Annotated in this window: 24 protein-coding genes, 1 tRNA gene and 2 pseudogenes; 19 read left to right on the plus strand and 8 right to left on the minus strand. The window is 54.3% G+C overall.

What is annotated here, in order from left to right; translation table 11 throughout:
- Positions 1-4: 4 nt before the first annotated feature.
- Positions 5-1,225, plus strand: a complete 1,221-nt coding sequence (locus E0E17_RS17870; protein WP_130835333.1) for a glycosyltransferase family protein — start codon at positions 5-7, stop codon at positions 1,223-1,225.
- A 58-nt stretch (positions 1,226-1,283) separates the two neighbouring features.
- Here the strand turns inward: E0E17_RS17870 and E0E17_RS17875 are convergent, their stop codons facing one another.
- From E0E17_RS17875 to E0E17_RS17885, 4 genes are all read right to left on the minus strand, one after another.
- The gene (locus E0E17_RS17875) at positions 1,284-1,463 is read right to left on the minus strand and encodes a YodC family protein (protein ID WP_130835334.1); all 180 of its coding nucleotides are present in this window, start codon (positions 1,461-1,463) and stop codon (positions 1,284-1,286) included.
- A 171-nt stretch (positions 1,464-1,634) separates the two neighbouring features.
- Positions 1,635-1,766, minus strand: a complete 132-nt coding sequence (locus E0E17_RS20530) for a hypothetical protein (protein WP_255352405.1) — start codon at positions 1,764-1,766, stop codon at positions 1,635-1,637.
- Between the two features lie 35 nt (positions 1,767-1,801).
- Positions 1,802-2,713, minus strand: a complete 912-nt coding sequence (locus E0E17_RS17880; protein ID WP_130835335.1) for a DUF808 domain-containing protein — start codon at positions 2,711-2,713, stop codon at positions 1,802-1,804.
- Positions 2,714-2,723: 10 nt separating this feature from the next.
- Positions 2,724-2,999 carry a hypothetical protein gene (locus tag E0E17_RS17885; RefSeq protein WP_130835336.1) on the minus strand — a complete coding sequence of 92 codons (276 nt, stop codon included), beginning with the start codon at positions 2,997-2,999 and terminating at the stop codon, positions 2,724-2,726.
- 176 nt (positions 3,000-3,175) lie between these two features.
- On the opposite strand from E0E17_RS17885, the gene yedA reads away from it, so the two are divergent.
- Complete coding sequence (yedA, locus tag E0E17_RS17890; RefSeq protein ID WP_130835337.1) at positions 3,176-4,084, plus strand: drug/metabolite exporter YedA; 909 nt, start codon at positions 3,176-3,178, stop codon at positions 4,082-4,084.
- On the opposite strand, the gene E0E17_RS17895 is transcribed toward yedA, so the two are convergent.
- Positions 4,081-4,557: a very short patch repair endonuclease gene (locus E0E17_RS17895; protein ID WP_130835338.1), complete on the minus strand. Its 477-nt coding sequence runs from the start codon at positions 4,555-4,557 to the stop codon at positions 4,081-4,083. The genes yedA and E0E17_RS17895 overlap by 4 nt on opposite strands.
- Before the next feature lie 167 nt (positions 4,558-4,724).
- Between E0E17_RS17895 and dcm the strand changes: the two genes are divergently transcribed.
- Complete coding sequence (gene dcm, locus E0E17_RS17900) at positions 4,725-6,146, plus strand: DNA (cytosine-5-)-methyltransferase (protein WP_130835339.1); 1,422 nt, start codon at positions 4,725-4,727, stop codon at positions 6,144-6,146.
- Between the two features lie 40 nt (positions 6,147-6,186).
- On the opposite strand, the gene E0E17_RS17905 is transcribed toward dcm, so the two are convergent.
- Entirely contained in the window at positions 6,187-6,900 is a 714-nt protein-coding gene (locus E0E17_RS17905) for a phosphohydrolase (protein WP_130835340.1), read from the minus strand.
- Between the two features lie 616 nt (positions 6,901-7,516).
- On the opposite strand from E0E17_RS17905, the gene E0E17_RS17910 reads away from it, so the two are divergent.
- The 5 genes and pseudogenes from E0E17_RS17910 (at position 7,517) to E0E17_RS17930 (ending at position 12,895) form a co-directional block, all read left to right on the plus strand.
- The gene (locus E0E17_RS17910) at positions 7,517-8,182 is read left to right on the plus strand and encodes an ASCH domain-containing protein (RefSeq protein WP_130835341.1); all 666 of its coding nucleotides are present in this window, start codon (positions 7,517-7,519) and stop codon (positions 8,180-8,182) included.
- Positions 8,183-8,368: 186 nt separating this feature from the next.
- Entirely contained in the window at positions 8,369-9,145 is a 777-nt protein-coding gene (gene mtfA, locus E0E17_RS17915) for a DgsA anti-repressor MtfA (protein WP_130835342.1), read from the plus strand.
- Positions 9,146-9,248: 103 nt separating this feature from the next.
- Positions 9,249-9,324, plus strand: a tRNA-Asn gene (locus E0E17_RS17920).
- A gap of 160 nt (positions 9,325-9,484) precedes the next feature.
- Positions 9,485-10,660 (plus strand): annotated as a pseudogene (locus E0E17_RS17925) (tyrosine-type recombinase/integrase).
- A 261-nt stretch (positions 10,661-10,921) separates the two neighbouring features.
- Positions 10,922-12,895 (plus strand): PhoX family protein, encoded by a 1,974-nt coding sequence (locus E0E17_RS17930; protein WP_130835343.1) that lies wholly within the window; start codon positions 10,922-10,924, stop codon positions 12,893-12,895.
- On the opposite strand, the gene E0E17_RS17935 is transcribed toward E0E17_RS17930, so the two are convergent.
- On the minus strand, positions 12,848-13,078 hold the full coding sequence (locus E0E17_RS17935; protein ID WP_130835344.1) for a hypothetical protein: 231 nt from the start codon (positions 13,076-13,078) through the stop codon (positions 12,848-12,850). The two genes, E0E17_RS17930 and E0E17_RS17935, sit on opposite strands and share 48 nt — an antisense overlap.
- A 167-nt stretch (positions 13,079-13,245) precedes the next feature.
- Positions 13,246-13,404, minus strand: a pseudogene (locus E0E17_RS17940) (transposase); the annotation flags it as partial.
- Between the two features lie 503 nt (positions 13,405-13,907).
- Here E0E17_RS17940 and E0E17_RS17945 point away from each other — a divergent pair.
- The 11 genes from E0E17_RS17945 (at position 13,908) to E0E17_RS17995 (ending at position 24,459) form a co-directional block, all read left to right on the plus strand.
- Entirely contained in the window at positions 13,908-14,903 is a 996-nt protein-coding gene (locus E0E17_RS17945) for a bifunctional helix-turn-helix transcriptional regulator/GNAT family N-acetyltransferase (protein WP_130835345.1), read from the plus strand.
- A gap of 398 nt (positions 14,904-15,301) precedes the next feature.
- Positions 15,302-16,684 (plus strand): MmgE/PrpD family protein, encoded by a 1,383-nt coding sequence (locus E0E17_RS17950; RefSeq protein WP_130835346.1) that lies wholly within the window; start codon positions 15,302-15,304, stop codon positions 16,682-16,684.
- Between the two features lie 151 nt (positions 16,685-16,835).
- Positions 16,836-17,645 carry an N-acyl homoserine lactonase family protein gene (locus tag E0E17_RS17955; RefSeq protein WP_130835347.1) on the plus strand — a complete coding sequence of 270 codons (810 nt, stop codon included), beginning with the start codon at positions 16,836-16,838 and terminating at the stop codon, positions 17,643-17,645.
- Between the two features lie 22 nt (positions 17,646-17,667).
- The gene (locus tag E0E17_RS17960) at positions 17,668-17,994 is read left to right on the plus strand and encodes an NIPSNAP family protein (protein ID WP_130835348.1); all 327 of its coding nucleotides are present in this window, start codon (positions 17,668-17,670) and stop codon (positions 17,992-17,994) included.
- Positions 17,995-18,026: 32 nt separating this feature from the next.
- The gene (locus E0E17_RS17965; RefSeq protein ID WP_130835349.1) at positions 18,027-18,902 is read left to right on the plus strand and encodes an NAD(P)-dependent oxidoreductase; all 876 of its coding nucleotides are present in this window, start codon (positions 18,027-18,029) and stop codon (positions 18,900-18,902) included.
- A 15-nt stretch (positions 18,903-18,917) separates the two neighbouring features.
- A complete protein-coding gene (locus E0E17_RS17970; protein ID WP_130835350.1) occupies positions 18,918-20,348 on the plus strand; it encodes an aldehyde dehydrogenase family protein in 1,431 nt (476 codons plus the stop codon).
- Between the two features lie 78 nt (positions 20,349-20,426).
- Complete coding sequence (locus tag E0E17_RS17975) at positions 20,427-20,825, plus strand: carboxymuconolactone decarboxylase family protein (RefSeq protein WP_130835351.1); 399 nt, start codon at positions 20,427-20,429, stop codon at positions 20,823-20,825.
- Positions 20,826-20,927: 102 nt separating this feature from the next.
- The gene (locus E0E17_RS17980) at positions 20,928-22,286 is read left to right on the plus strand and encodes an MFS transporter (RefSeq protein WP_130835352.1); all 1,359 of its coding nucleotides are present in this window, start codon (positions 20,928-20,930) and stop codon (positions 22,284-22,286) included.
- 10 nt (positions 22,287-22,296) lie between these two features.
- Positions 22,297-23,193 carry an NAD(P)-dependent oxidoreductase gene (locus E0E17_RS17985; protein WP_130835353.1) on the plus strand — a complete coding sequence of 299 codons (897 nt, stop codon included), beginning with the start codon at positions 22,297-22,299 and terminating at the stop codon, positions 23,191-23,193.
- A 16-nt stretch (positions 23,194-23,209) separates the two neighbouring features.
- Positions 23,210-23,599 carry a cupin domain-containing protein gene (locus tag E0E17_RS17990; RefSeq protein ID WP_130835354.1) on the plus strand — a complete coding sequence of 130 codons (390 nt, stop codon included), beginning with the start codon at positions 23,210-23,212 and terminating at the stop codon, positions 23,597-23,599.
- 176 nt (positions 23,600-23,775) lie between these two features.
- Positions 23,776-24,459, plus strand: coding sequence for a GntR family transcriptional regulator (locus tag E0E17_RS17995; RefSeq protein WP_130835355.1), 684 nt, complete (start codon positions 23,776-23,778; stop codon positions 24,457-24,459).
- Positions 24,460-24,540 lie beyond the last annotated feature (81 nt).

The raw sequence follows: 24,540 nt of genomic DNA on the forward strand, positions 1-24,540 counted from the left end.
GGCGATGAGTGATTTTTACCAGAATGGCGTGATTACCAATTTTCATAATCTCACCCACCGCAATGTGGAAGAGCTGGAAAAGGAGTTAGTGCAGTTTTCCCGCAAGCGCAAAATGGGCCTGATGCTGCCATCGCTTTTTTCCGAACTGGAAGGCCCGGCCCTGAGCCATATCGTTGATGAGCTGGCGAAGGTGCCCTACCTGGAGGAGATCGTAATTGGCCTCGATCGCGCCGATCGCGACCAGTTCCTGTATGCGCGCGAATTTTTCTCGCGCCTGCCACAGCGTCACCGCATCTTGTGGAACGATGGACCGCGTCTCAAGGCGCTGGACGCTGAGCTGGATAAAGAAGGGTTATCGCCCACGCAGCCGGGCAAGGGGCGCAACGTCTGGTTCTGCACCGGCTACACCCTCGCCTCCGATCGGACCAGCTGTGTGGCCTTACACGATTGCGATATTGTCACTTATGAACGCGGCATGCTGGCACGCCTGCTCTATCCACTGGCTAATCCCTCGTTCCAGTATGAGTTCTGTAAAGGCTTCTATGCCCGGGTGGCGAACGGCAAGCTGAACGGGCGTGTGGGACGTCTGCTGGTGAGCCCGCTGCTGCGCTCGTTGCAAAAGGTTTACGGGCATTCCGACTATCTCGACTATCTTGCCAGTTTCCGCTATCCCCTGTCCGGGGAGTTCGCCATGCGCACCCATGTGCTGAACAATATTAAAATTCCCGGTGACTGGGGACTGGAGATTGGCGTGCTGTCGGAAATCTACCGTAACTACACCACCCGCCAGAGCTGTCAGGTGGAAATCTCTGACAACTACGACCATAAACATCAGCCGCTCTCGGAAGAAGATGGCACCGGCGGGCTGAAACGGATGAGTAACGATATTGTACAATCGCTGCTGCGCAAACTGGCCACCATGGGGGTCAATCTCACCAGCGACTCCTTCCGCGTGCTGAAAGCCACCTACTACCGCAACGCGCTGGATATGATGGAAACCTATAACCACGAAGCGGCAATGAATGGCCTGAAGTTTGATCAGCATTCGGAAGAGGCAGCGGTGGAAATGTTTACTCAGTCAATTCTCGATGCGGGCCAGGCCTTTATTGAACGTCCGAATGATAAGCCCTTTATTCCGAGCTGGAGCCGTGTTCAGTCCGCTTTTCCGGATATTCTGCAGCGTATTTATCAGGCGGTAGAAGAGGATAACGACGGTAAGGTATAAAGCTGCGGGCATCAGACGGGGCGGACGTTATCGCCCCGTCTTCGTTGCGGTCAGCACATTAGCTGGCCAGCTGGCGCTGTGGTGTCAAAACAGAAAGTTCTTCTTTACGAAACGCTTCGCGGCGCACGCTGAAACCATCATACCAGCGACACTCAACCATACCGCTGGCGTAGCCGGTTACCACCATTACAGGTCCGCCGTCTTTATGCTGAACTTCATCACTGATGGCAAAATACATTTCTTCTCCTCCTCTATAAATGATTACTGATTTATATAGCAGCTATGCACGAAATTTGCGCATCAGAAGAAACGGAAAGCGGATAACTCGTCATTAAGCAGTTAAAAATGTTGGAAATAAAAAAAGCGGATAAGATTTCTTATCCGCTTTTAAACGTATCTGCTGGCTCGCTTAGATCTTACAGCCTTCGCAATCCGCTTCATCACTCAGATCGTCAGGCACTTCACTGGCCTTTTTTTCCGCTTTCGCCTCGGCCTGCTCCAGCTGGGCATCGATATCAAATTCAAACATATCGTCGTTCACGCTTTTTCTCCTGACTTATCGAAATAAAGTGCGCTTTATACCGACTTCCCGCGCAGTTTAGCAATCAGATTTACCGTCCACAGCACGATAGTACCCAGAATAAAGCCGAGCACCAGGTTAGCCCCGTTGCTTAACAGCGCGGCAATCACGCTGTTGAAGCCGGCGCTGTAATGCTCAATGGCGTGATGCAGCGGCGCAATGCCATGGACAACAATCCCTCCGCCCACCAGAAACATCGCCAGGGTGCCTACCACCGAGAGAATTTTCATCAGCCAGGGGGCGGTAAACAGCAGTGCGCTACCGATGCTCTGCGCCAGCTTTGAACCTTTGGTTCGCAGCCAGAGACCGAGATCGTCCAGTTTTACAATCGCCGCCACCAGCCCGTAAACACCCACGGTAACCAGAATCGCAATGCCGGACAGGACAATCACCTGATTCAGCAGCGGCGCATCTGAGACAATACCCAGCGTAATGGCGACAATCTCCGCCGATAAAATAAAATCTGTGCGCACCGCGCCCTTGATCTTCTTCTTTTCAAAATCGAGCGGCTCCTGCTGCGCCAGTTTTTCCAGCCTCTGCTGGCTCGCCTCCGGGCTTTTTTCCGCTTTATCGCGATGCAGGCTGTGGAACACCTTTTCGGTGCCTTCATAACAGAGATAAGCGCCGCCGATCATCAGCAGCGGCGTTACCAGCCAGGGAGCGAAAGCGGAGATCAGCAGCGCCAGCGGCACCAGAATCAGCTTGTTCAGAAAGGAGCCTTTCGCCACACCCCATACCACCGGCAGCTCGCGATTGGCTTGCACCCCGGATACCTGCTGCGCATTCAGGGAGAGGTCGTCTCCCAGTACGCCAGCGGTCTTTTTCGCCGCGACTTTCCCCATCATGGAGATGTCGTCGAGCAGGGTGGTAATATCATCCAGTAAAGTCAGTAAGCTTGTTCCCGCCAAAATAGCATCCTTATTCCGGTTCGTTATGCTGGCAACAGGGGCAGCGTTCCATTTCCGTGACGGTCATGTCAGCAATTCCTGCGCAATCCCACTCCACCCGTACCGGCTGCCCGTGGGTTTCCCCGGCATGTAGGTATTTGCTTACCGGGCTTTCGGTCATGCCGGTAATCTCCTCCGTAGCGACCAACGCCTCACCAATGTAAATACGTGCCGTAGCACGGGTATTCACCATGCGCTCATCCTGAATCTGATACAGACGTTTCACCGTCAGTTTGATACTGCTCATTGAAGCATCCTTCGTCACGGAGGAAATGGCAATCTAACCAAGTATGGTGCAAATTGGCAATGGTTGCGCAGCCGCTGCGTATGAGAAAAGATGAATTCCCTGTCCGAAAACCGCTTGCGTCCCGCGCGCTTTCCCCGCAGTCTGAGCATCCTGTTTCTACGTTGAGATTATGGATAATGTCACCTCGCGCCCGGGCGCTTCTGCCGTTAATACTGTCGTTGTTTATCCTCTATGTTGTCTGGGGTTCTACTTACTACGTTATTCGTGTGGGGGTTGAAAGCTGGCCGCCGCTACTGATGGCAGGGGTGCGTTTCTTCAGCGCCGGCCTGCTGCTGTTACTGTTTTTACGGCTGCGCGGACAGCGGCTGCCGGGCTGGCGCGAAATGCGTAACGCCGTGATTGTCGGCTTTCTGCTGCTCAGCGTCGGCAACGGACTGGTGACGCTGGCGGAGCATCAGCATGTTCCCTCCGGGCTGGCGGCCGTCATGGTCGCCACGGTGCCGCTGTTTGCCCTGATCTTTGGCCGTCTGTTCGGCCTCCCGTCACGTCCGCCAGAATGGCTGGGAGTTATTATCGGCATGATCGGAATTCTTCTGCTGAACAGTGCGGGACATCTGGCGGGCAATCCCTGGGGGGCGATAATGATTTTGCTGGCGGCTCTGAGCTGGGCATTTGGTTCCGTCTGGGGATCGCGCGTGGCGCTGCCGCAAGGGGCGATGGCCGGGGCCATTGAACTGATTGCCGCAGGAGTGATCCTGCTGCTGGTGAGTCTGTTCAGCGGCGAACATCTGGATCATCTGCCACCGCTCAGCGGCTTTCTGGCGCTGGCTTATCTGATAATCTTTGGTTCAGTGATCGCCATCAGCGCCTATATGTATCTGATCCGCCACACCTCACCGGCAGTGGCGACCAGCTATGCCTATGTAAACCCGGTGGTGGCGGTGCTGCTGGGCACCACCTTTGCCGGAGAGTCTCTGTCGCCGCGTGAATGGCTGGCACTGGCGATTATTATTGCGGCCGTGGTACTGGTGACGCTGGGGAAATATCTGTTTCCGGCGCGCAATATTACCCGGGGTGAGCGTTAAACTACCGGATAGTGATGAAGGCCGAGATGATCGATCTCGGCACTCGTCTCCATCTCCAGCAGCCACTCCTCCAGCCGCTCGGCCAGCGCCGTCTCACCCAGACGAAGCTTGTTGCGCAGCGCGCATTCCCAGACGATAAGCACTTTCCAGCCCGCTTGCTGCAGTTCGGCAATATAGCGCCGGTCACGTTCCACATTACTGTTGATCTTGCCTGCCCAGAATTCAGTGCGGGTCGCCGGAAGGCGAAACAGATAACAATGGTGGCGATGCCAGAAGCAGCCGTGGACGAAAATGATCGCCTGCTGCTCGCTGAGGACAAAGTCAGGCCGTCCCGGCAAGCTTTTATCCTGAACGCGAAAGTCAAAGCCTAGCTCTTTCAACAGCAGCGCCACCCGCTGCTCAATGGCGGTATCCCGGGTGCGGATAGCACGCATGTTTTTGCTGCGTATTTCGCTGCTGTGCACGTCTGCCATAAGCGACTCCTTTTTTCTTATCCCAGGACAACTGTAGCGCACGCACCGCCAGGCTGACTGTAGCTGGCGACTCAGCGCGCTTGCTGATGCATCACCCTGGCATACCGCTTATTACTTCAGCCTGCAAGGAGTGATAGCATAGCGCCTTCACTGTTAAGGAAAAACGCATGCACGCCGTTGACACTTCCATGCTCGCCGCACCGTATCTTTTGCCTCACCCTGACCCGGCGGACGATGCGTCTCTGCTGGCGCAGGTATTGACTATCTACAACCCGCGCACCGTGGCAGCTGCGCTGAACCAGGCGGGCGGGCGTGACTGGTCCCATGAGCGGCTGGCGCGTATACGCCAGGGCAAAGCCAGCAGCAAACCGCTTATTGCTGACGAAGTCGCTATGCTCCGCGCCATGCTTCCGTCCCGTCCCGCGCACTATGATAATCCGCAGTTCCGTTTTATCGATCTCTTCGCCGGGATTGGCGGTATCCGCACCGGATTTGAAGCTATCGGCGGCAAATGTGTTTTTACCAGCGAATGGAATAAAGAGGCGGTCAGAACCTATCGGGCGAACCATTATAGCGATCCCGCCGAGCATCGCTTCAACACCGATATCCGCCAGATCACCCAGCCGGAAGGTCTGAGCGACGAAGCGGCCATCTATCAGTATATTGACCGGGAGATCCCGGATCACCAGGTGCTGCTGGCGGGCTTTCCCTGTCAGCCCTTCTCGCTGGCCGGAGTAAGTAAAAAAAATGCGCTGGGACGCGCCCATGGCTTTGAATGCCAGGCACAGGGCACACTGTTTTTCGATGTGGCGCGTATTCTTGCCGCCAAACAGCCTGCAGTTTTTGTGCTGGAAAACGTTAAAAACCTGAAGAGTCACGATAAAGGCCGCACCTTCCAGATTATTATGCAGACCCTGGATGAGCTGGGCTACGATGTGGCTGATGCCGACGCGACCCTGCCCGACAGCAAAATCATCGATGCGCGCCATTTCCTGCCGCAGCATCGCGAGCGTATTGTACTGGTCGGCATTCGTCGCGATTACCCCTTCAGCCGCGATTTTACCCTGCAGAATCTGCGTCAGCTCTACCCTGCCCGCGTGCCGTCGTTGCACAGCCTGCTGGATCGCGAGGTGGACGATAAATATACGCTTTCGCCCGATCTGTGGCGCTATCTCTATCAGTACGCGAAAAAGCATAAGGCGAAAGGCAACGGATTTGGTTTTGGCCTGAACGATCCGCGCGACAGCCACTGCTGTACGCGCACCCTCTCAGCGCGTTATTACAAAGATGGCTCGGAAATTCTGATCGATCGTGGCTGGGATAACGCGCAAGGCGAAGCGGATTTCCAGCATCCGGAGAATATGGCGCGCCGCCCGCGCCGCCTGACGCCGCGCGAATGCGCGCGTCTGATGGGCTTTGAAGCGCCGGGCGAGCAGCGTTTTCGCATCCCGGTGTCCGATACCCAGGCCTACAAGCAGTTCGGCAACTCGGTGGTGGTGCCGGTGTTTGCGGCAGTGGCTCAACTGCTGCTGCCAGTGATTCAACAGGTGATGAAAATTACCCGGGCAGCTGATTCGTCGCGCACTTAACAGATATCATGCTGTTGGCGGCCCGCGCTCAGGGTCACCTTCAGCAGAAGAGTGCCGATGTCCGTTGCGGGCTAAAATCACGCAGCACCGAGGCATCCAGGTTTAGCAGATCGCCCTGCAGCTCGGCACACAGTTTCGCCATGTACCCCACCAGGAATTCCGCGTTGTGCTCGGCCAGCTGGCGTCCCGCTTCGGTTTGCATGGTGGCAGGCAGCCGCAGCAACTTTTTCTGAAAGTGATCCAGCGTCCAGGCAATATCATTTAATTCGCGCTTTTTCCCCAGCGGATCCTCGCTGTCAAACAGCGGACGTCCCAGCGCGCCGGCGGTATAAAACACGCGCGCCAGACCGATTGCTCCCAGCGATTCCAGCCGATCGGCATCCTGCACGATTTTCGCCTCCAGCGTTTCCGGTTTAATCGCGGCGCTGAAACTGTGCGCCTGTACCGCATGGGCGACCGGTTCCCGCAGTTGCGCAGGGAAATCCGCAAAGGCCTGCTGCAGAATGCGTTTTGTCTCTGCCGCCGCCAGCGTAGAAGCAAGATGACGCTCAGGGTGATTTTTTGCCAGGTTAACAATGTCATGAAAATAGCAGGCAGCCAGCACCACCAGGGGATCGGCGTCGCTGCCCTGCATAATACGTTGCGCGCTCATCCAGACGCGGCGCAGATGAGCAATATCATGCGCTTTATCGTCATGTACCCAGTTAGTCTGTAACCAGCTTTCGAAACGAGCTTGCCAGAGCGTCAGTGACATCTTCTCTCTCCCTGCAAAATTTATTTTCGTTACACTGGTCCGGCCAGCATTAATACGTGGCACAGTATAGCGGTTTTCTGATGACACTTTTCTGAACATGCTTCTGCCAGTGAAAGCAAAAAAAGCGCGAGGCAGCAGCAAAAAATGGGATCCGGATCCTATTTATAGTGCGCTTCTGTACCCATGCCCAGTCATTAGCGGGTTTTCAGTTTTTCCTCAGCGCAGTTTGCCTTAAAATGATATGTTAAAAATTGATAATGCTTTTATACAGAGAGAATATATGGGCAACGCGGCTTTTCACGGCTATGATCAGGGTCATATCGCTGTAAAAACTGATGTAAAGCAGTGAATCAGTCTAAAAAAGTTCCCGTACCTGCCGATATAACGTACTGTTACTGGAGAAAATGGCCTGAGAAGATGCGAGATAGATCACTTTTATTTCGCCATTTTTCGTGAATGCCTTGTGAATCACGGAAAACAGAAAACTCATGCTTATTATAAGGCGGCAAATTATTAAGCAAAATGATTTATCCCCCTTATGCCAGGGCATAATGGCTTACGCCGATGGCTTTTTACCGTTTATACAACGGGTTCTACACATAACAAGAGGTGTGCAATGAAAGAACGGCCGATTCTTTTTTCGGAACAGCGGGTTCGCGCCCTGTTAATTGGCCAGCAAACCCAGACCCGGCGTATCATGAAAACGCAGTCCTTTGGCCCTGGTCAGGATCACCATGAAGGGGTACACGCGTTTGACGTCAGCGCTAACCACCTGCATGGTTATAAACTGATGTCGATGAGCGATATCAGCTATCACTGCCCTTACGGCAAGCCGGGCGATATTCTCTGGGTGCGTGAAACCTGGCGCGGTCCGATGGTGCCAGAAGATAAAGTCTGCGCCTATGAGCGCGATCCCGTTGCCTTCCGCACCCCGGAATTTTGTCAGTACCGTGCGGACAGCGCCGGGCTGGATCATAATCCTGAAGCCGAGCAGTTCGGCTGGCAAACTGCGATTCATATGCCACGCTGGGCAAGTCGCATTAATCTGGAAATTACCGCCGTCCGTGCGCAAAAAATCCAGGATATCACTGATGATGAGATTATGGCGGAGGGCGTGCAGACCGATACGCACTTCCTGAACAACTTTTTTACCATGAGTATGAATGCGGAATCGCCGAAAGAAGCGTACCGCAAAGCCTGGCAAAAACAGTATGGCGCAACCAGCTGGGAAGTGAATCCCTGGGTATGGGTGATTGAGTTCAGACACGTCAAACGTGAATAATCGCGGCAGACGCCCCGGTTTGCGGCCTGCATCACAGATTAATCTTGCACTAACGGGTTGAATATTGCTCCCTCAGCCCTGTAGATGGCGGCTCCCGGTGACTTTTCTTTTGCCCGCGCGCGGGATGACAAGATTTGCCGGACGCACCAGGGCTGCTTCAGCGTCGTTCACCACAGCGAGTGTTTCATGTTCAACTGGCCCTGGAAAGCAAATCATGATGCGATGCTGGCCGAGCTGCCCTGGCAACAGGGTCTGGCACAGCCTGTTTTCACCCTGCTTAATCACGATGAACAGCAGGCGCTAATTGCCCTCGCCCGCCGCTTTTTACAACATAAAAGAGTGGTGCCATTGCAGGACGTAAAGCTCGATGAACTACGCTCGGTACGCATTGCGCTACTTTTCTGTCTGCCGGTGTTAAAGCTGGGATTTGAGTGGCTCGACGGCTTTCATGATGTCCTTATCTATCCCGAACCCTTTAAGGTTGATGATCACTGGCAGGACGATGCCGGACTGATGCATCACGCCTGCGCCGTGCATGCTGGACAAAGCTGGACGCAGGGGCCAGTGGTGCTGAACTGGCTCGATATCCAGGATTCGTTCGATCTTTCGGGTTATAACCTGGTGATCCATGAAGTGGCACACAAGCTGGATGCGCGCGGCAGCGGCTATACCAATGGCGTCCCGCCCATTCCGCTGCGTGAAGTGGCAGGCTGGGAACATGACCTGCATGCCGCGATGAGTGAAATTGAGGCAGAAGTGGAACTGGTAGGCGAACAGGCGTCGACCATCGATCCTTATGCGGCCAGCGATGCGGCAGAATGTTTCGCCGTGTTGTCTGAATATTTTTTCAGCGCCCCGGATCTGCTGGCGGAGCGCTTCCCGGCGATGTACCACCGGCTCAGTCAGTTTTACGGGCAACATCCGCTGGCGCGTTTACAGGCAATTCCGGCCGTCTCCGCCTGATATCTCGCCAGTTTGCTTTAAAGCTAGCCAGTTGAATGCTAATGCGTTTTTTGCTGTTGACACACTATGGGCGCGCCGTTAATATGCGCCCCATCGAAACGATTCCTCTGTAGTTCAGTCGGTAGAACGGCGGACTGTTAATCCGTATGTCACTGGTTCGAGTCCAGTCAGAGGAGCCAATTTTCTGTTTTCATGCATCTTCACGAATCTCTATATGATTCAGATTCAACAGGTTAGCGTGAAAACTCTTCCCGGTGCATTTTGATTTTACCCTCTGCATCGGGAAAAATTGATGGTCAAATCTGGGGTCAGGTTAGTTCGATAATGGAGTGATCCCATATATCCCTTACCGACGCGAAAATCCGCACTCTCAACCCTACTGATAAACCCTTTAAAGTCTCCGATTCTCACGGCCTGTATCTGCTGGTCAAGCCGGGTGGCTCCCGCCACTGGTATCTCAAGTATCGTATTAACGGCAAAGAATCCCGCATTGCACTGGGTGCCTATCCTGCCGTCTCCCTTCTGACGCCAGGCAGCAGCGGGAGGTGTCCGCAACATGCTGGCGTTTAACATCAACCCAGCACAGCAGCGTGCTACTGAGCGCAGCTTACGCAGACCGGAAACAACGTTTAAAGCCGTGACGCTGGCGTGGCACAGGAGCAATAAAAAGTGGTCGCAGAATACCGCTGACCGCCGGCTCGTCAGCCTGAACAATCATGTCTTTCCGGTTATCGGGCACCTGTCAGTACCAGAACTTAAACCCCGTCATTTCATTGACCTGCTGAAAGGCATTGAGGAAAAAGGCCTGTTGGAAGTTGCATCCCGCATGCGGCAGTACCTCAGCAACATCATGCTTCATGCGGTTCATCAGGGATTAATCGACACTAACCCGGCGGCAAACCTTAACGGCGTGACGACTCTCCCATCAGACGTCACTATCCTGCCCTGCCGCTGGACCATCTGCCTGAGCTGCTCGAACGCGTTGAGGGCTATCATCAGGGCCGTGAACTGACCCGGCTTGCCGTCCTGCTGACGCTGCATCTGTTCATCCGTTCCAGTGAACTGCGCTTTGCCCGCTGGTCAGAGATTGATTTCAGAAACAGAATCTGGACGATACCTGCCACTCGTGAGCTCATTGCCGGTGTCCTTTATTCCGGGCGTGGTGCCAAAATGTGCACACCGCATATCGTTCCGCTCTCGCGCCAGGCTCTTGCCATTCTGAAGCAGGTTAAGGATATTTACAGTGATGGTGAAGTGGTCTTTCCGGGCGACCACAACACGTATAAACCTATGTGCGAAAACACAGTCAGCAAGGCGCTACGGCTAATGGGTTATGATACAAAACAGGATATTTGCGGTCATGGCTTTCGGGCGATGCATGCAGTGATGGAATCCGGTTTATGGTCGCAGGATGTGGTAGAACGCCAGATGAGTCACCAGGAACGTAACACCGTGCGTCAGACATACATTCATAAGGCAGAGCATCTTGAAGCCCGCAAGGCAATGATGCAGTGATGGTCGGATTATCTGGATATGTGCAGAAAAGCCTATGTACCGCCTTATATAATGGTTCAGGAGAACCGCTGAATTGTCAGGTATAATAAAGCCGTCTCCGCTTAGGTGGGGACGGCTTTATTGATTTATCAGTAATACAAAAATGCCATTGAACTTTTTCTCCTGAACCTCCGCTATTTCTCATGTTATAAATCTGTAACAAATATTTTTTAAACTGCCCTGTATTGCCACGCAAATCTATGGAAATCACAGGAAAACGATATGAGCAGACCCCTTAAATCAGTGTTTAAAAAGGAGCACAGCGATGAGATCAGTAACCACAGCGTGAACCCTGTCTTTTCTGAGGTAGTCAGCGCTTTTATGTCCCGTCGCCGCTTTCTGCAAATGGGAATGGTGGCGGGCGCTGCCGTCTCCTTTCCCTATCTAGTCAAGCCAGAAAACGCCTTCGCGGCAGAGGCAAATCCCTCAGCATTATCCAAAGCGGTGTCGCTGGGCTTCACCAGCATTCCCGTTTCGACCGCAGACACGGTTACCGTGCCGGAAGGCTATATAGCCCGTCCGTTTTATCGCTGGGGCGATGCTGTGGGCATAAAGGGCAATCTGCCGGAATTTAAATTCGACGCCAGCAACACCACCGAAGAACAGGCGGCGCAGGCCGGTATGCACCATGACGGCATGGCCTGGTTTAGCTTGCCGCAGGGCGAAGAGAACCCGGCACACGGTCTGCTGGCGCTCAACCATGAGTACATTGATAACGGCATGCTGTTTAAAGACGGTACCGCCAACTGGAATCTTGATAAGGCCCGTAAAGGGCAGAATGCGATGGGCGTATCTGTTATCGAGGTGAAAAAAGATAACGTGGGCTGGCAGGTGGTCCGTCCCTCCAGCTTTGCTCGTCGCATAACCGTCAATACACCCATGCAACTGAGCGGTCCGGCGCGTCATCAGGCGTTGATGAAAACCGCCGCCGATCCGCAAGGCGAAGTGGTACTGGGCACCATGCAAAACTGCGCCAATGGCCAAACCCCGTGGGGGACGTACCTGACCTGTGAAGAGAACTGGTCGGATATTTTTGTTAAAAAAGCGCCGCGTAACGTGCTGGAGAAGCGCTACGGCATTAGCGATAGCGATGAATCCTACCGCTGGAACGAGGTTGACGAACGTTTCAGCGTCGATAAAACGCCCAACGAGCCGAACCGCTTTGGCTGGGTGGTGGAGATTGACCCCTACGATCCGACCTCCACGCCGCGCAAACATACCGCATTAGGCCGCTTTAAGCATGAAGGCGCCGCCGTGACGCTGGCGGAGGATAATCGCGTTGTGGTCTATATGGGCGACGATCAGAAATTTGAATACATCTATAAATTCATCTCCGAGAACAAATATGACCCGAGCGATCGCAAGGCAAATATGCAGTTGCTGGAGTCAGGCACGCTCTATGTCGCAAGATTCAATGACGACGGTTCCGGCGACTGGCTGCCGCTGGTCTTCGGTGAAAATGGCCTTGATCAAAGCAATGGTTTCGACAATCAGGGCGATCTGCTGATCAAAACGCGCCTTGCTGCCGATACGGTGGGCGCAACGAAAATGGATCGCCCGGAATGGATCGCCGTTGATCCGCATGCGAAAGGCAGCGTGTATTGCACGCTCACCAACAATTCCGATCGTGGTAAAGAGGGCAAAGCCCCGGTAGACGCGGCCAACCCGCGCGCCAACAACCAGTTCGGCCACATCATGCATTGGCGCGAAGCGAGTGCCGACCCGGCATCAACGAAATTTAAATGGGATATTCTGGTGCTCGCCGGGCGTACAGACAGTGAAGATCCTAAAGTGAAAGGCTCCATGCAGGGGGCGGAATTCGGCAGCCCTGACGGGCTCTCTTTCGATCACCGCGGCGTGCTGTGGATCCAGACCGACGTCTCCTCCAGTACGATTAATAAAAAAGCGTATGAAGGGATGGGGAATAACCAGATGGTGGCGACCCTGCCCGGCACCAATGAGTATCGCCGCTTTTTGACCGGGCCACGCGGGTGTGAAATTACCGGTATCGCCTTTACGCCGGACAACCGCACGCTGTTTATTAATATCCAGCATCCCGGCGAAGGTGGCGACGACATTACCGATCCGAGTAACCCTCGTGCTATCTCCAACTGGCCAGATTCTAGATCAGACGGACGACCACGTTCTTCAACAGTAGTTATCACCAAATCCAATGGCGGGATAATCGGTACCTGATGCATCTGGTGCCCTTTTGGGCACCATTTTTATGGCAACAGCTTGATCCTCCCTAATTTCCCCAGGTATCAAATATTCAATCTCGCTGTTATCTGAAGGAATTAACCTTAGCTTTTTATGTTTTTTCTTATTCTCTGAAATGATTATCAAGTTTAACGCTACCTTAAGCTTAGCTTCGTACATGCACGTTCCATATCAAAAAATCGATTAATCGTTTACATTATAATTGTTATGTTATAACACTCAAAAAAGTAACTAATTATATGGAATGGATGTCATGCACGGCTTCTTTTTGCGTTTTGCAAATCTGGCGCTGGCGCTGGGTTATGAGGGTTTACCTGCGATACAAAATAGGTGGAGGAATCTGGGCCATAAGCCTTTATCCAGGCATAAAGACTGTGGGTGGTAATATCAAGACGTATTGCCACCCTGGTAACAGAATGACCACGATCAACCACTTGTTTTACCCCTGCAATTTTGAACTCTTCGTGATAGCGCTTACCGCTCATGGGCACCTCTCTTTAAGCCATCTTAAATGACTCTGAGGTGTCTGTTAAACCCGTGGCGATTGATTTCCCATTAGTAAACAGGCTAAAACTGGCTGATTAACAGAGATCCAATCAGTGAAATTTTTCCACGGATGATGGCGGACAGTGTGGAAAATCAGCGCGAACTATCACTCTGACAGTAATGTATCGATTGATACATTATTATTGCGTTCTGAAACCTGTCAATATATAGAGACCAGACGGTATATTTATATTTCCAATTAATTTCAAATACTTATAAAAGCAGCGAGCGCTTAGGCACAGATTAAAGCACGGAAGGTTTATTCAGAAAGTGGTAAGCCCAATTTCGCCATTTTGTCGGAAATTCTGCAGAGGTCTGATTATTGCGTATTGCCTGCTGCCGCCTGCCAGCGAATCCTTTAACATGGTGACAACATTAATGGCGTTAAATATAGCCGGTTATGAACATAAAGTAATCAATGGGACTTTTTAAGGGATGCGTGATGGACATTATTTCAGATATGCCGTTTATCTTCCTTGGCAGCCGCCTGAAGCGACTGGCCGAGCGTATGCAGGCCGATTCCAGTCTGCTCGCCAGCGACACCGGCACCAATGTGCCGCCCGGCCTCTATCCGGTGCTTGCCCAGCTGAAAAAAGAGGGGGGGCAGAGCATCAGCGACCTGGCGCGGGCGATTGACGTCAGCCAGCCCGCCATGACAAAAAACATCAGCAGACTGGCGGAGGAAGGCCTGATCGCGACCCGGGCTGACGAAACGGATCGCCGTAAAACGGTAGTGGTACTGACCGAGGCGGGTGAGTCGGTTGTCGAACGCGGGGAAAAAATTGTCTGGCCACTGCTTGATCTGGTGGTCAGAGAACTGGTGGAAGGGCTGACAGGGTCTTTTGTTGATCAAGTGAGCGAGCTGGAAAAGCGTCTGGCAGCGGAGCCGCTGACCAAACGGGCTGCCCGCCTCTCCCTGCCGCAACTGCAGAGGGCCCGTGAAGAGGATATGCCAGCCGTGGCCTCGCTGTTAAATCGTGCCTATCGCAACACACAGGGTGAAGGCGGATGGACCACAGAAGTCGGCATTATTGACGGCGATCGCATCAGCGAGGCCACCCTGCGCCAGGAAGTCGCCGCAAAAGGCGATGCCACCCTGCTGGTGTGGAAGATACAGGGCAACGTCAAAGGTTGCGTCTGGCTTGAGCCGGTCACCAATGGCACCTGGTATCTGGGTTCCCTCGCCATTGATCCTCAGCTGCAGAACACGGGCTACGGGCGAAAACTGATGGCCGCCGCCGAAAACTGGTGCCAGGCCAGGGGCGGCACACGCATCCAGATGACGGTGCTGGAAGTGCGCGATACGCTCATCAGCTGGTATGAAAGACGCGGCTATCATCAGACGGGCGAAACCGAAGCCTTTCCCGCCGGGGATACCCGCTTCGGTACGCCGGTCAGCCCCGACTTACGCTTTGTGTTTATGGAAAAAATTCTGTAAGAGACCCGGATACACGCCACGCTTGCGGGCCGTCACTTCCGACGGCCTTGTCAGGCGCACACGTTTTTCAGCGGCACTCTCCGCCAACCCCGTTCTGCGTTGCTTAGCCCCGATTCTGCCTGATCCCATCGCCCTCCCATAAATTTCTCCTTGCGTCATCAGCAGGCCAACAGCTTAGCCATCACCCCGCCAGATCGAGCAGATTTGGACGCCCCGGATAACAAGCGGCTCTGCACGCTCGGATCCTGCGCTTGTTTCCATCTGTGGAAAAGATCACATAATTGTATTTTTGTATATTGTATTACTGTAATACCTAAACGGCACACAGACGCCAGCGGCGGCAGAAAAAACGACCATTTGTTGAATCATTCAGGGTTAATCATCAAAGGAGAAGTGCGGTGGGACAGATAACATTGCTAAGCAACCTGGTTGACCAGGCACTATCACACGCCGTTTTTCCTGAATCAGCGCGCGTAAAAGCCGCGATTTGTTTTCTTGATTTTTTATCCTGCACGCTGGAGTCAGCACATTTGCCGTGGAGCCAGCAGGTACGGGATATCGCGGCGAAAAGCAGCGGCGTGGTACCGGTGGCAGGCGACGCGGTATGCGCCAGTGCAGAAGAGGCAGCCTTTGCGAATGCAGTCAGAGGCCACGGCCTGGTGCGTGAAGATATGCACACCGGCAGCATTTCCCATATGGGCGTGGTGATTTGGCCAGTGCTGATTTCACTGGCAGCGGAAAATCCTGCGCTGAACGCCTGCCCGCTTGCAGCGGCCATTTTAGGTTATGAACTCGGCGGACGCATTGGACGCGCGCTGATTACACCGGCGATGGCGCGTCACTTTCGCCCTACAGGTCTTATTGGTCCACTGGCGGCCACCCTTGCGGGTGCCGCACTGCTGCAGCTCGATCGGGAAAAAACCATCAACGCCCTTGCGTTCGCCGCCAATGCCTTTGGCGGTTTAAATGAGTGGCCGCACAGCGGTGCCGACGAGATGTATTACCATCCGGGATTCGCTGCCCGCAACGCCATTACCGCACTCAGACTGGCGATGCTGGGCGCGCAAGGCTCTGCTTCCGCGCTTGATGGCCAGGCCGGGCTGTTCGCCGCCTTCGCGATTCCGCTGAAGGAACCGCTGTCACTGTTTCCACAGGATGAATACGAAATAACCACGGTATTCAACAAAGAAGTACCCGCCTGTAATTTTGCTCAGTCCCCCTGCCAGGTCGCGCTGGCGGCGGTCGAACGCATAAAAAACATTGACGAAATAAAACGTATTGAACTTTCCACCTGTCAGGCGGCGATAAATTATCCCGGCTGTGCCTGGCGCGGGCCGTTTAACACGCCGTTACAGGCCAAAATGAGCATTTACTTTGGCGTCGCCGCGACCCTGGCACAGCGGGAGATTGCCGAGTCGAATTATGCCCGGCTGGAAGATGAACGCATTGCACGTCTGATCGAAAAAATCACGCTGAAGGTTTCTGCGGATCTGGATAGCGTCTTTCCTGCCCGCCAGGGAGCGGCGATTCGCATTGAAACTCTGCAGGGTGAAGTCATCCATGAATCCCTTGAAGACGTGCGTGCAGCATCGCCAGAACAGGTGATAAACAGGCTGAAGCAGGTGGCAAGCGAACGCCTTTCCGCCGCCGCCTGTTCGCACCTGACGACCGCCATCACCACACTATCCACAGGGGAAGCAACGGCAGAGCATTTATTGTATCTGGTGCGGCTGTGCAGTGGCATGCACCTTTCAGCAGGTTGTTCGCTGGCTACAGAGTGAACCGCGCCGAAATCCTGCATCGTTGCAGGGGAAATGACAGACGCCTGTGTCACCTTGCCAGAACACATGGCGCTTACTTTTTTATTCCGGAACCCTGCAGGGACGCTTAACTGAAGCGTATCCCGCTCCACCTGTGTAAAAGGGCAGCTTTATGTCAGCAGAATGTGAAAACTATCAGATCTATGCCATTCGCTATGCGCATCATAACCGGCAAGCCAGAGAGAACTTTATTGGCGGCGACATTCATGATGGTCCGATGCCCATGGACTATTTCGTCTGGGCGATTGTCGGCAGGCAGCAAACTCTCATTGTCGATATGGGGTTCGATGCGGCCATGGCAGAAAAGCGAGGCCGTACCCTCACCCATCCTGTCGAAGCGGGCTTACAGCGGGCAGGCGTTGATGCCAACAAGGTGAAAAATGTCATTGTGACCCATATGCATTATGACCATGCCGGCAATCAGCATCTCTTTCCGGCAGCGACCTTTCATGTTCAGGACCAGGAAATGGCCTTTTGTACCGGTCGCTATATGTGTCATGAGGGCGTACGCCACCCTTTTGCCGTTGAAGATGTCCAGGCGATGATCGGGAAACTTTTTGCCGGACGGGTCTGTTTTCATCATGGTGACAGCGAACTCCTGCCGGGCATCACACTCCACCGGGTGGGCGGCCATTCCGACGGTTTACAGATCGTCAGAGTGCGTACCGAACGAGGCTGGGTCGTGCTGGCTTCAGACGCCGCACACTATTACGCCAATATTGATCAGCAACTGCCCTATCCGGTGGTCTTCAACATCGGCGATATGATGGAAGGCTACCAGCGGGTCAGGCAGCTGGCCGATTCCGCAGACCACATCATCCCCGGACATGACCCTCTGGTTTTGCAACGTTATCCGGCACTGCAACCCGGCACAGAAGCGTGGATTGTCCGTCTCGATCTGGCGCCGCTCCCGCTGAATTAATTCCCGTTATCAAGGAGACCTTATGCTCTATGAACTGCGCGTTTACCACTGTCTGCCGGGGCGTTTACCGGCACTGCTCGAACGTTTTCGCACCACCACGCTGGGGTTCTTTGCTACCTATGGCATTGAAGCTGTGGGTTTCTGGACCACCCAGGTCGGCGAAAGTAACCATACGCTGACCTATCTGCTGAAATGGCAGGACATGGCCGATCGAGAAGCGCGCTGGAACGCTTTTCAGGCGGACAGCGACTGGATAGCCAAACGCGCCGGGAGCGAGCGGGAAAAGGCTATTGTCGCGCGGATTGAAAACAGTTTTCTGGCACCAACCGATTTTTCTTCGCTGCGTTAGGCGATAACTGAGCTGAATCAAGAGAGGTAAGAGTGAAAGCGATCAGCAACATTGGTTTTATTGGGCTTGGCATGATGGGGACGCCCATGGCGACATGTCTGGCACGGGCGGGATATCACTTATATCTGAACGATACCGACGAAGCCCGCACCCGAGCGCTCTGCGCCTCGACAGGCGCCAGTGTCTTAACCACAGACAATATCGCCGACTGCGAGGCCCTGATCACGATGCTGCCTGACTCCACTATTGTGGAGGAGGTGTTACTGAGTCGTAAATGGGCGGCAGGATTAACTGCAGGTGCAGTGGTGATTGATATGAGTTCTTCCGTGCCAACGCGCTCACGCCAGCTTGCCGCCAGGCTGCAGGCGATGGGACTGGCGTGGCTGGATGCGCCGGTATCAGGAGGTGTGAAACGCGCTGAGCAAGGCGAGCTGGCGATTCTGGTTGGCGGCGAAGAGAAAGTACTGGCGCGCTGCCAGGCGCTGCTGGAAACCATGGGGCGCTCGGTATTGCACATTGGCGCGGCCGGCGCTGGCCATGCGGCGAAAGCGCTGAATAACTATGTTTCGGCGGCGGGCCTGGCAGCCACTGTCGAAGCGCTGCATATCGCCCAACGTTTTGGTATTGACGCGTCGGTAATGACTGATGTGCTCAATGCGTCGACCGGGCGCAGCAATACGTCAGAAAACAAAGTGAAGCAGTTTATGCTCAGCGGCAGTTACGCATCCGGCTTTGCCCTGAAACTGATGGATAAAGATCTGCATATCGCCCAGGCGCTGGCAGACGACGTGAACTACCCGATGACGCTTGGCCGCAGTTGTATCGCGCTATGGCATCGGGCCGCAGAATCAGCTTCCGCTACCACCGATCACACCGAAATGTACCGTTTACTGGCGGATAACCTTTAATGTCAGGAGATTGTGATGTCTCATGCTGCACAATTTTATATTGATGGCCAGTGGGTGGAACCGGACGCTCCCCGCCCGTTCGACGTCATCAATCCCGCAACGGAACAGCCGATCGCTTCCCTGGCGTTGGGGAATCACCATGATGTGGCGCGGGCAGTCAGAGCGGCACGGCGCGCTTTTCTGCCCTGGGCCGCCACCTCTGTTGCAGAACGGCTGGCGTTATTGCGGCGTATCCTTGACGGCTATCAACGGCGTTATGACGAGTTTGTTGAGGCGATTCGCCTGGAAATGGGGTCACCCGTCACCTTTGCCCGCGACGGACAGGCAGCGCGTGGGCCTGCACATCTGAACGCCATCATTGAGGTACTGGAAAATTTTTCTTTTGAGACGATGCGTGGCACGACCCGGATTCGCCTGGAACCGGTGGGTGTGTGTGGGCTGATAACCCCCTGGAACTGGCCGGTAAATCAGGTGATGGTAAAAGTGGCACCGGCGTTGGCGGCAGGCTGCACAATGATACTGAAGCCCAGCGAATATTCTCCCATCAGCACGCTCCTGCTGGCTGAAGTCCTGCATGACGCTGGGGTTCCCGCTGGGGTGTTTAATCTGGTCAATGGCGATGGTGAAGGAGTGGGTGCGGCTATCGCGGCGCATCCGGATGTGGATATGGTCTCTTTCACCGGATCCACCCGCGCCGGAATTGCGGTCGCGAAACTGGCAGCCGATAGCGTGAAACGTGTCGCGCAAGAACTGGGTGGAAAATCCGCCAATATACTGCTGGATGATGTCGATCTGGAAGAGGCGGTAACGCGTGGCATCGCTGGCTGTTTCACCAACTGCGGCCAGTCCTGCTCCATCCCGACCCGTATGCTGGTGCCGCGCGCCCTGCTGCCGCGTGTTGATGAAATAGCCCGACGCGTGGCGTCAGGTTACCGTCCCGGCCCGACGGAAGATCCACAAACAGAGCTGGGGCCGCTGGTGAACCTGGCGCAATTCACCCGTGTGCAACAGTTGATCGCCCGCGGCATCCAGGAAGGCGCAAACCTGATTGCAGGCGGAAACGGCAAGCCGGAAGGCCTGGAAACCGGCTACTACGTGCGTCCCACGGTATTCAGCAACGTCTCACCCGATATGACCATTGCCCGGGAGGAGATCTTTGGTCCGGTGCTCTCTATCATTCCTTATGACAGCGATGATGAAGCCGTCGCTATTGCCAACGATTCCGAGTATGGGCTTGCGGCTTACGTTCAGTCCGGCGATCTGATGCGCGCGCGTAATATCGCCCGTCGTCTACGGGCAGGCCAGGTGCATATCAACTATCCCCGTCCCGATTTTCATGCCCCTTTTGGTGGCTATCGCCGCTCCGGTAATGGCCGTGAATGGGGAGAGGCCGGTCTGCGCGAATACCTCGAAGTCAAAGCCATGGTGGGATATGGCGACGCCTGAGCGCAAAAAATTTTCTCTGAAATTATTGTATGACAATATTATTGAATAATCTGAAGTTGAGAAACTAAAGGAGTCAGAATGGACGAAAGCGAACTGTTTCAGAAGGGTTTTAACCACCGTAAACAGGTGTTGGGCGCAGCGCATGTCGATCGCTCCTGGGCCAGTGCCGACGAGTTTAATCGGCCGATACAGCGACTGGTCACGGAATTTTGTTGGGGTGAGGTCTGGGGCGATGAGACGCTCAGTTTTAAAACGCGCAGCATGCTGAATATCGCCATGCTGACCGCGATGAGCCAGCATCACGAGCTGGCGGTGCATGTCCGTGGCGCGCTGAATAACGGCGTGAGTCACGAAGAGATCCGTGCCGTGCTGATGCAAACGGCGGTTTACTGCGGTGCACCCGCTGCGCTGGCAGCGTTTCGCGTTGCCAGTAAAGCCATTAGCGAGTGGGAAAAAGAACATTCCGCCTCGGCTTAACCTCTCATCCAGCCCTCTGGCCCTACAACCCATGATCAGCGGCGCTGGATTTCCACCCAGAACAAGGCATCCACAGAGATGCACTGAGAAACGGGAGACATTATGGTTAGCGTAAGCGCCAATACGACTGTTGTGGATAATGTTCACGATCAGTCGCTGGAAGAAAAGAGAAAGAACGCCATTAAAGGTGCTTTCTTTTCTGAATATATAGATATGTTCGATATTTATCTGCCGGTCGTTGTGCTGTCGCCGATGCTATTCTATTTTCAGCCGCCCAACCTTTCTGCCAGCACGGAAACCATTCTCGCGTCACTGGTTTTTATCACTACTCTCCTCGGCCGTCCTTTGGGTGCGCTGCTGTTTGGTATTGTGGCAGATAAACTCGGCAGGCGGAAAGCGTCGATCTATTCGGTATCGGGCTTCGGGATCGTGACGCTGTTAATCGCCCTGCTGCCTGGCTATCAAACGCTGGGCCTGGGATCCTATATCCTGCTGGTGTTGCTGCGTTTTATTGATGGCATTTTCCTGGGTGGCGGTTATACCGGTGCCATGCCTCTGGCTATTGAATATTCGAAAAAAGAGAAACGTGGTTTTGTCGGTGGCCTCATTATCGCCGGGTTCCCGGCCGCGTATGTCAGTATTAACCTGATTACCATGCTCATGTTTGCCTTGTTTCCGCAGGGCGGTATGGATTCCCCCTATGTTCAATGGGGATGGCGTATCCCTTTTATCATCGGCGCGCTGATGGCGGCAGGTCTGGCGCTATATTATGTCTATAAAGTCGCGGAATCTGAGGTATGGCAAAGCGGAGATGGCGCAGTACGCGAAAAAGTGCCTCTGCTGGATCTGCTGAAAGGAAAAAGCGCCCGCAATCTTTTCCAGGTGCTTATTATGATGAGCGGTTTCTGGTTAACGCAAAATATCATTACCATCTTTCTGCCAACGGGCGTGCTGTTACATACCCTGCATCTGAGCGGTTTTGAAATGACCGCGACGCTGATTATTTGCTATATCCTGTTGTTTTTCAGTTATATCGGTTCTGGTTTATTAGGGCAAAAAATTGGCCGCCGCCGCTTTTTCATTATTGTTGGCCCGCTAATCGCCACGCTGGGTGCCGCCATTCTCTGGGCGCTGTTGCACCTTCCCAACCTGTCGTTACCTGCCATTATGCTGTTGGTCAGTCTGCTGGCGGTGCTGGTGACTTCGCCCTGGGGCGTTATCGTTACCTATATCAATGAGCGGTTTGTTACCGATGTGCGTGCAACCGGCTTTGGCATCGGTTTTAGCCTCTCGGTGATCCTGCCCTCCTTTTACGCCTTTTATATGGAGTGGCTGAGCGCGCTGATGCCGTTCAGTCTGACCGCTGTTGTCCTGCTGGTACTGGGCGGCGTGATCGGAATGATCGGTGCGCTGATGGGGCCAGAAACCAAAGATGTCGATTTCTCGACGCATCAGGATTAAGGAGGTCATCATGGAAAACAGAAAAGTGGGTTTTATCGGCCTGGGCAATATGGGCGGACGCATGGCGCGCCGTCTGGTGGCTGCCGGTATTCAGGTAACAGGATTTGATACACAGCGCGCAGCGGTGGAACGTGCCGGGGCACTCTCTGCCTCCTCCCTTGCACAACTGGTGGAAGCCAGTCCGCTGATCATGCTCTCACTACCCGACAGTAAAGCGGTGGAAAGCGTGATAAGTGGTGAAAACGGTGTGCTGACGTATTGTCAGCCAGGCCAGACCGTGGTGGATTTAAGCACTGCCGCCGCCAGTTCAACCCGGCGTTTATACGGCCTGCTGGCAGCGAAAGGCGTCCACTATATTGATGCCGGGATATCCGGCGGCGCGGCGGCGGCAGAGAAAGGTACGCTAACTCTGATGGTTGGCGGGGATGGTGCCGCCATTGAAAGCATCGCATGGGCATTTGACCCTATTGCCAGCAAAGTTGTGGTAATGGGAGGCAGCGGTGCCGGTCACACCACCAAATTACTGAATAACTTTCTCAACGCCGTCAGCCTCGCGGCCACTGCCGAAGTGATGGTGGCAGGGAAAAAAGCGGGCCTCGACATGCATCGTCTGCTGGAGGTGTTTAACAGCAGCAGTGGCGTTAATTTCGCTACCCTCAACCGTTTTCCGCATATTGTCGAGGGCGATTATCTGGAAGGCGGTCTCACCGGCAAACTGATGACGAAAGATCTGGTGCTGTACACGGACCTGCTACATGAACTGGGCATCGCGTCACTGAACAGCGCCGGACCGCTGGCCAGCTTCGGGCTGGCGACTGCGCTGGGCTATGGTGATGCCATCAGTAACCGCGTGGTCGATGCGATTGGCGATATTTCCGGCGGCGTACGCCTGCATACCCCCGATTAATTAACAGGAGTCAACGATGCAAATTTACCATGGTCGTCAACAACAGGCGTTGTCAGAAAAGCGCGGCGCTACTTTCACCGGCGAAGTCTGGGCCGATCCGGTCATGCCGACGACGGATGGCGTCACGATGAATAATGTCTTTTTCACACCGGGCGCACGCACCTGGTGGCATAGCCATGAGCAAGGGCAAATTCTGCAGGTGGTGGCTGGTCAGGGATGGATCTGTGTGGCAGGCGAGCAACCTCAAAAGATCCGTAGCGGCGACAGCGTCTGGATTCCGGCGAACGAGCGTCACTGGCACGGCGCGGCGGCAGATAGCTATTTACTGCATACCGCTATTTCTCTGGGGAAAACCCACTGGCAAGAGGAAGTCTCCGATCGGGATTATGCGCAACCGACCGGTTAACTGAATCCTCTGCAGAGCCAGAAAGCGCGACAGGTGACGCCTGGCGGGTTGGAGAGTCAACCCGCCAGGCGGATCTTAACGGGCTGGCTTTCCCTGCTGCACCGGGTAATCCTTGCTGCGTGACAGGAGCTGTGCTAAAAACAGCGCATATTATTTTGTCATACAGGAACACAATCATGACCGCTGATATGGGGTTGATCAGACCGGAAACCTTGCGCCATCAGGTAGAAAATGCCTTGCGGGCAGCCATTACCTCGGGACGCTTTTCTCCGGGAGAGCGGCTGATTGAGCGTGAGCTTTGTGAATCGCTGGGGGTCAGCCGAACCTCCATTCGTGAGGCGCTGCGCAAACTGGAAGCAGAAAAGCTGGTTCATATTGTGCCGCATAAAGGCCCAATGGTGGCGATGATTTCGCTGCAGGAGGCAAAAGAACTTTACGCCCTGCGCGGCGTGCTGGAAGGGTTTGCTGCGTATGAATTCGCCCGCAACGGCAGCGATTCCGCCATCGCCCGTTTTGCGCAAGGCGCGCAGGCGCTGCGGGATGCGGCGGAAAGGGGCAATCAAAACGACGTCTTACAGGCGAAAACCGCCTTGTATGACATCATGCTGGACAACTGTGGTAATCATCTGGTGAAAGAGATCCTGACCAGCCTCCACTCCCGGGTGAATCTGCTGCGCGCCACCTCCCTGATGGAGCCACAGCGTATGCCATCCAGTCTGGCGGAGATCGATCAGCTATCACTGGCGCTGCAACGACGTGATGCACAGGCAGCCCAACAGACCGCCTCGTTACATGTGGCGAATGCCTGCGAAGTAGCGTTAAAAATCCTGGCACAACAGCAAAAAAACAGCGCTGGTTGAGGGAGGCTTTTAGCGGCTGGCTGCGGGCTTCCTTTCCCTCCTTTTTCCTTACGCATTGATGCCCGCCTTTTCTTCCTTTAA

The organism is [Erwinia] mediterraneensis (genome assembly GCF_900604315.1).
Lineage (GTDB): Bacteria > Pseudomonadota > Gammaproteobacteria > Enterobacterales > Enterobacteriaceae > Pantoea > Pantoea mediterraneensis_A.

Coding starts and splice junctions, on each gene's coding strand:
- E0E17_RS17870 (WP_130835333.1), top strand. CDS start 5: ATGAGTGATTTTTACCAGAATGGCGTGATTACCAATTTTCATAATCTC.
- E0E17_RS17935 (WP_130835344.1), bottom strand. CDS start 13,078: ATGTACGAAGCTAAGCTTAAGGTAGCGTTAAACTTGATAATCATTTCA.
- mtfA (WP_130835342.1), top strand. CDS start 8,369: ATGTTCAACTGGCCCTGGAAAGCAAATCATGATGCGATGCTGGCCGAG.
- E0E17_RS17905 (WP_130835340.1), bottom strand. CDS start 6,900: ATGTCACTGACGCTCTGGCAAGCTCGTTTCGAAAGCTGGTTACAGACT.
- E0E17_RS17895 (WP_130835338.1), bottom strand. CDS start 4,557: ATGGCAGACGTGCACAGCAGCGAAATACGCAGCAAAAACATGCGTGCT.
- E0E17_RS17985 (WP_130835353.1), top strand. CDS start 22,297: ATGGAAAACAGAAAAGTGGGTTTTATCGGCCTGGGCAATATGGGCGGA.
- E0E17_RS17885 (WP_130835336.1), bottom strand. CDS start 2,999: ATGAGCAGTATCAAACTGACGGTGAAACGTCTGTATCAGATTCAGGAT.
- E0E17_RS17990 (WP_130835354.1), top strand. CDS start 23,210: ATGCAAATTTACCATGGTCGTCAACAACAGGCGTTGTCAGAAAAGCGC.
- E0E17_RS17910 (WP_130835341.1), top strand. CDS start 7,517: ATGAAAGAACGGCCGATTCTTTTTTCGGAACAGCGGGTTCGCGCCCTG.
- E0E17_RS17970 (WP_130835350.1), top strand. CDS start 18,918: ATGTCTCATGCTGCACAATTTTATATTGATGGCCAGTGGGTGGAACCG.
- E0E17_RS17975 (WP_130835351.1), top strand. CDS start 20,427: ATGGACGAAAGCGAACTGTTTCAGAAGGGTTTTAACCACCGTAAACAG.
- E0E17_RS17930 (WP_130835343.1), top strand. CDS start 10,922: ATGAGCAGACCCCTTAAATCAGTGTTTAAAAAGGAGCACAGCGATGAG.
- E0E17_RS17875 (WP_130835334.1), bottom strand. CDS start 1,463: ATGTATTTTGCCATCAGTGATGAAGTTCAGCATAAAGACGGCGGACCT.
- E0E17_RS17980 (WP_130835352.1), top strand. CDS start 20,928: ATGGTTAGCGTAAGCGCCAATACGACTGTTGTGGATAATGTTCACGAT.
- yedA (WP_130835337.1), top strand. CDS start 3,176: ATGTCACCTCGCGCCCGGGCGCTTCTGCCGTTAATACTGTCGTTGTTT.
- E0E17_RS17955 (WP_130835347.1), top strand. CDS start 16,836: ATGTCAGCAGAATGTGAAAACTATCAGATCTATGCCATTCGCTATGCG.
- E0E17_RS17945 (WP_130835345.1), top strand. CDS start 13,908: ATGGACATTATTTCAGATATGCCGTTTATCTTCCTTGGCAGCCGCCTG.
- E0E17_RS17960 (WP_130835348.1), top strand. CDS start 17,668: ATGCTCTATGAACTGCGCGTTTACCACTGTCTGCCGGGGCGTTTACCG.
- dcm (WP_130835339.1), top strand. CDS start 4,725: ATGCACGCCGTTGACACTTCCATGCTCGCCGCACCGTATCTTTTGCCT.
- E0E17_RS17995 (WP_130835355.1), top strand. CDS start 23,776: ATGACCGCTGATATGGGGTTGATCAGACCGGAAACCTTGCGCCATCAG.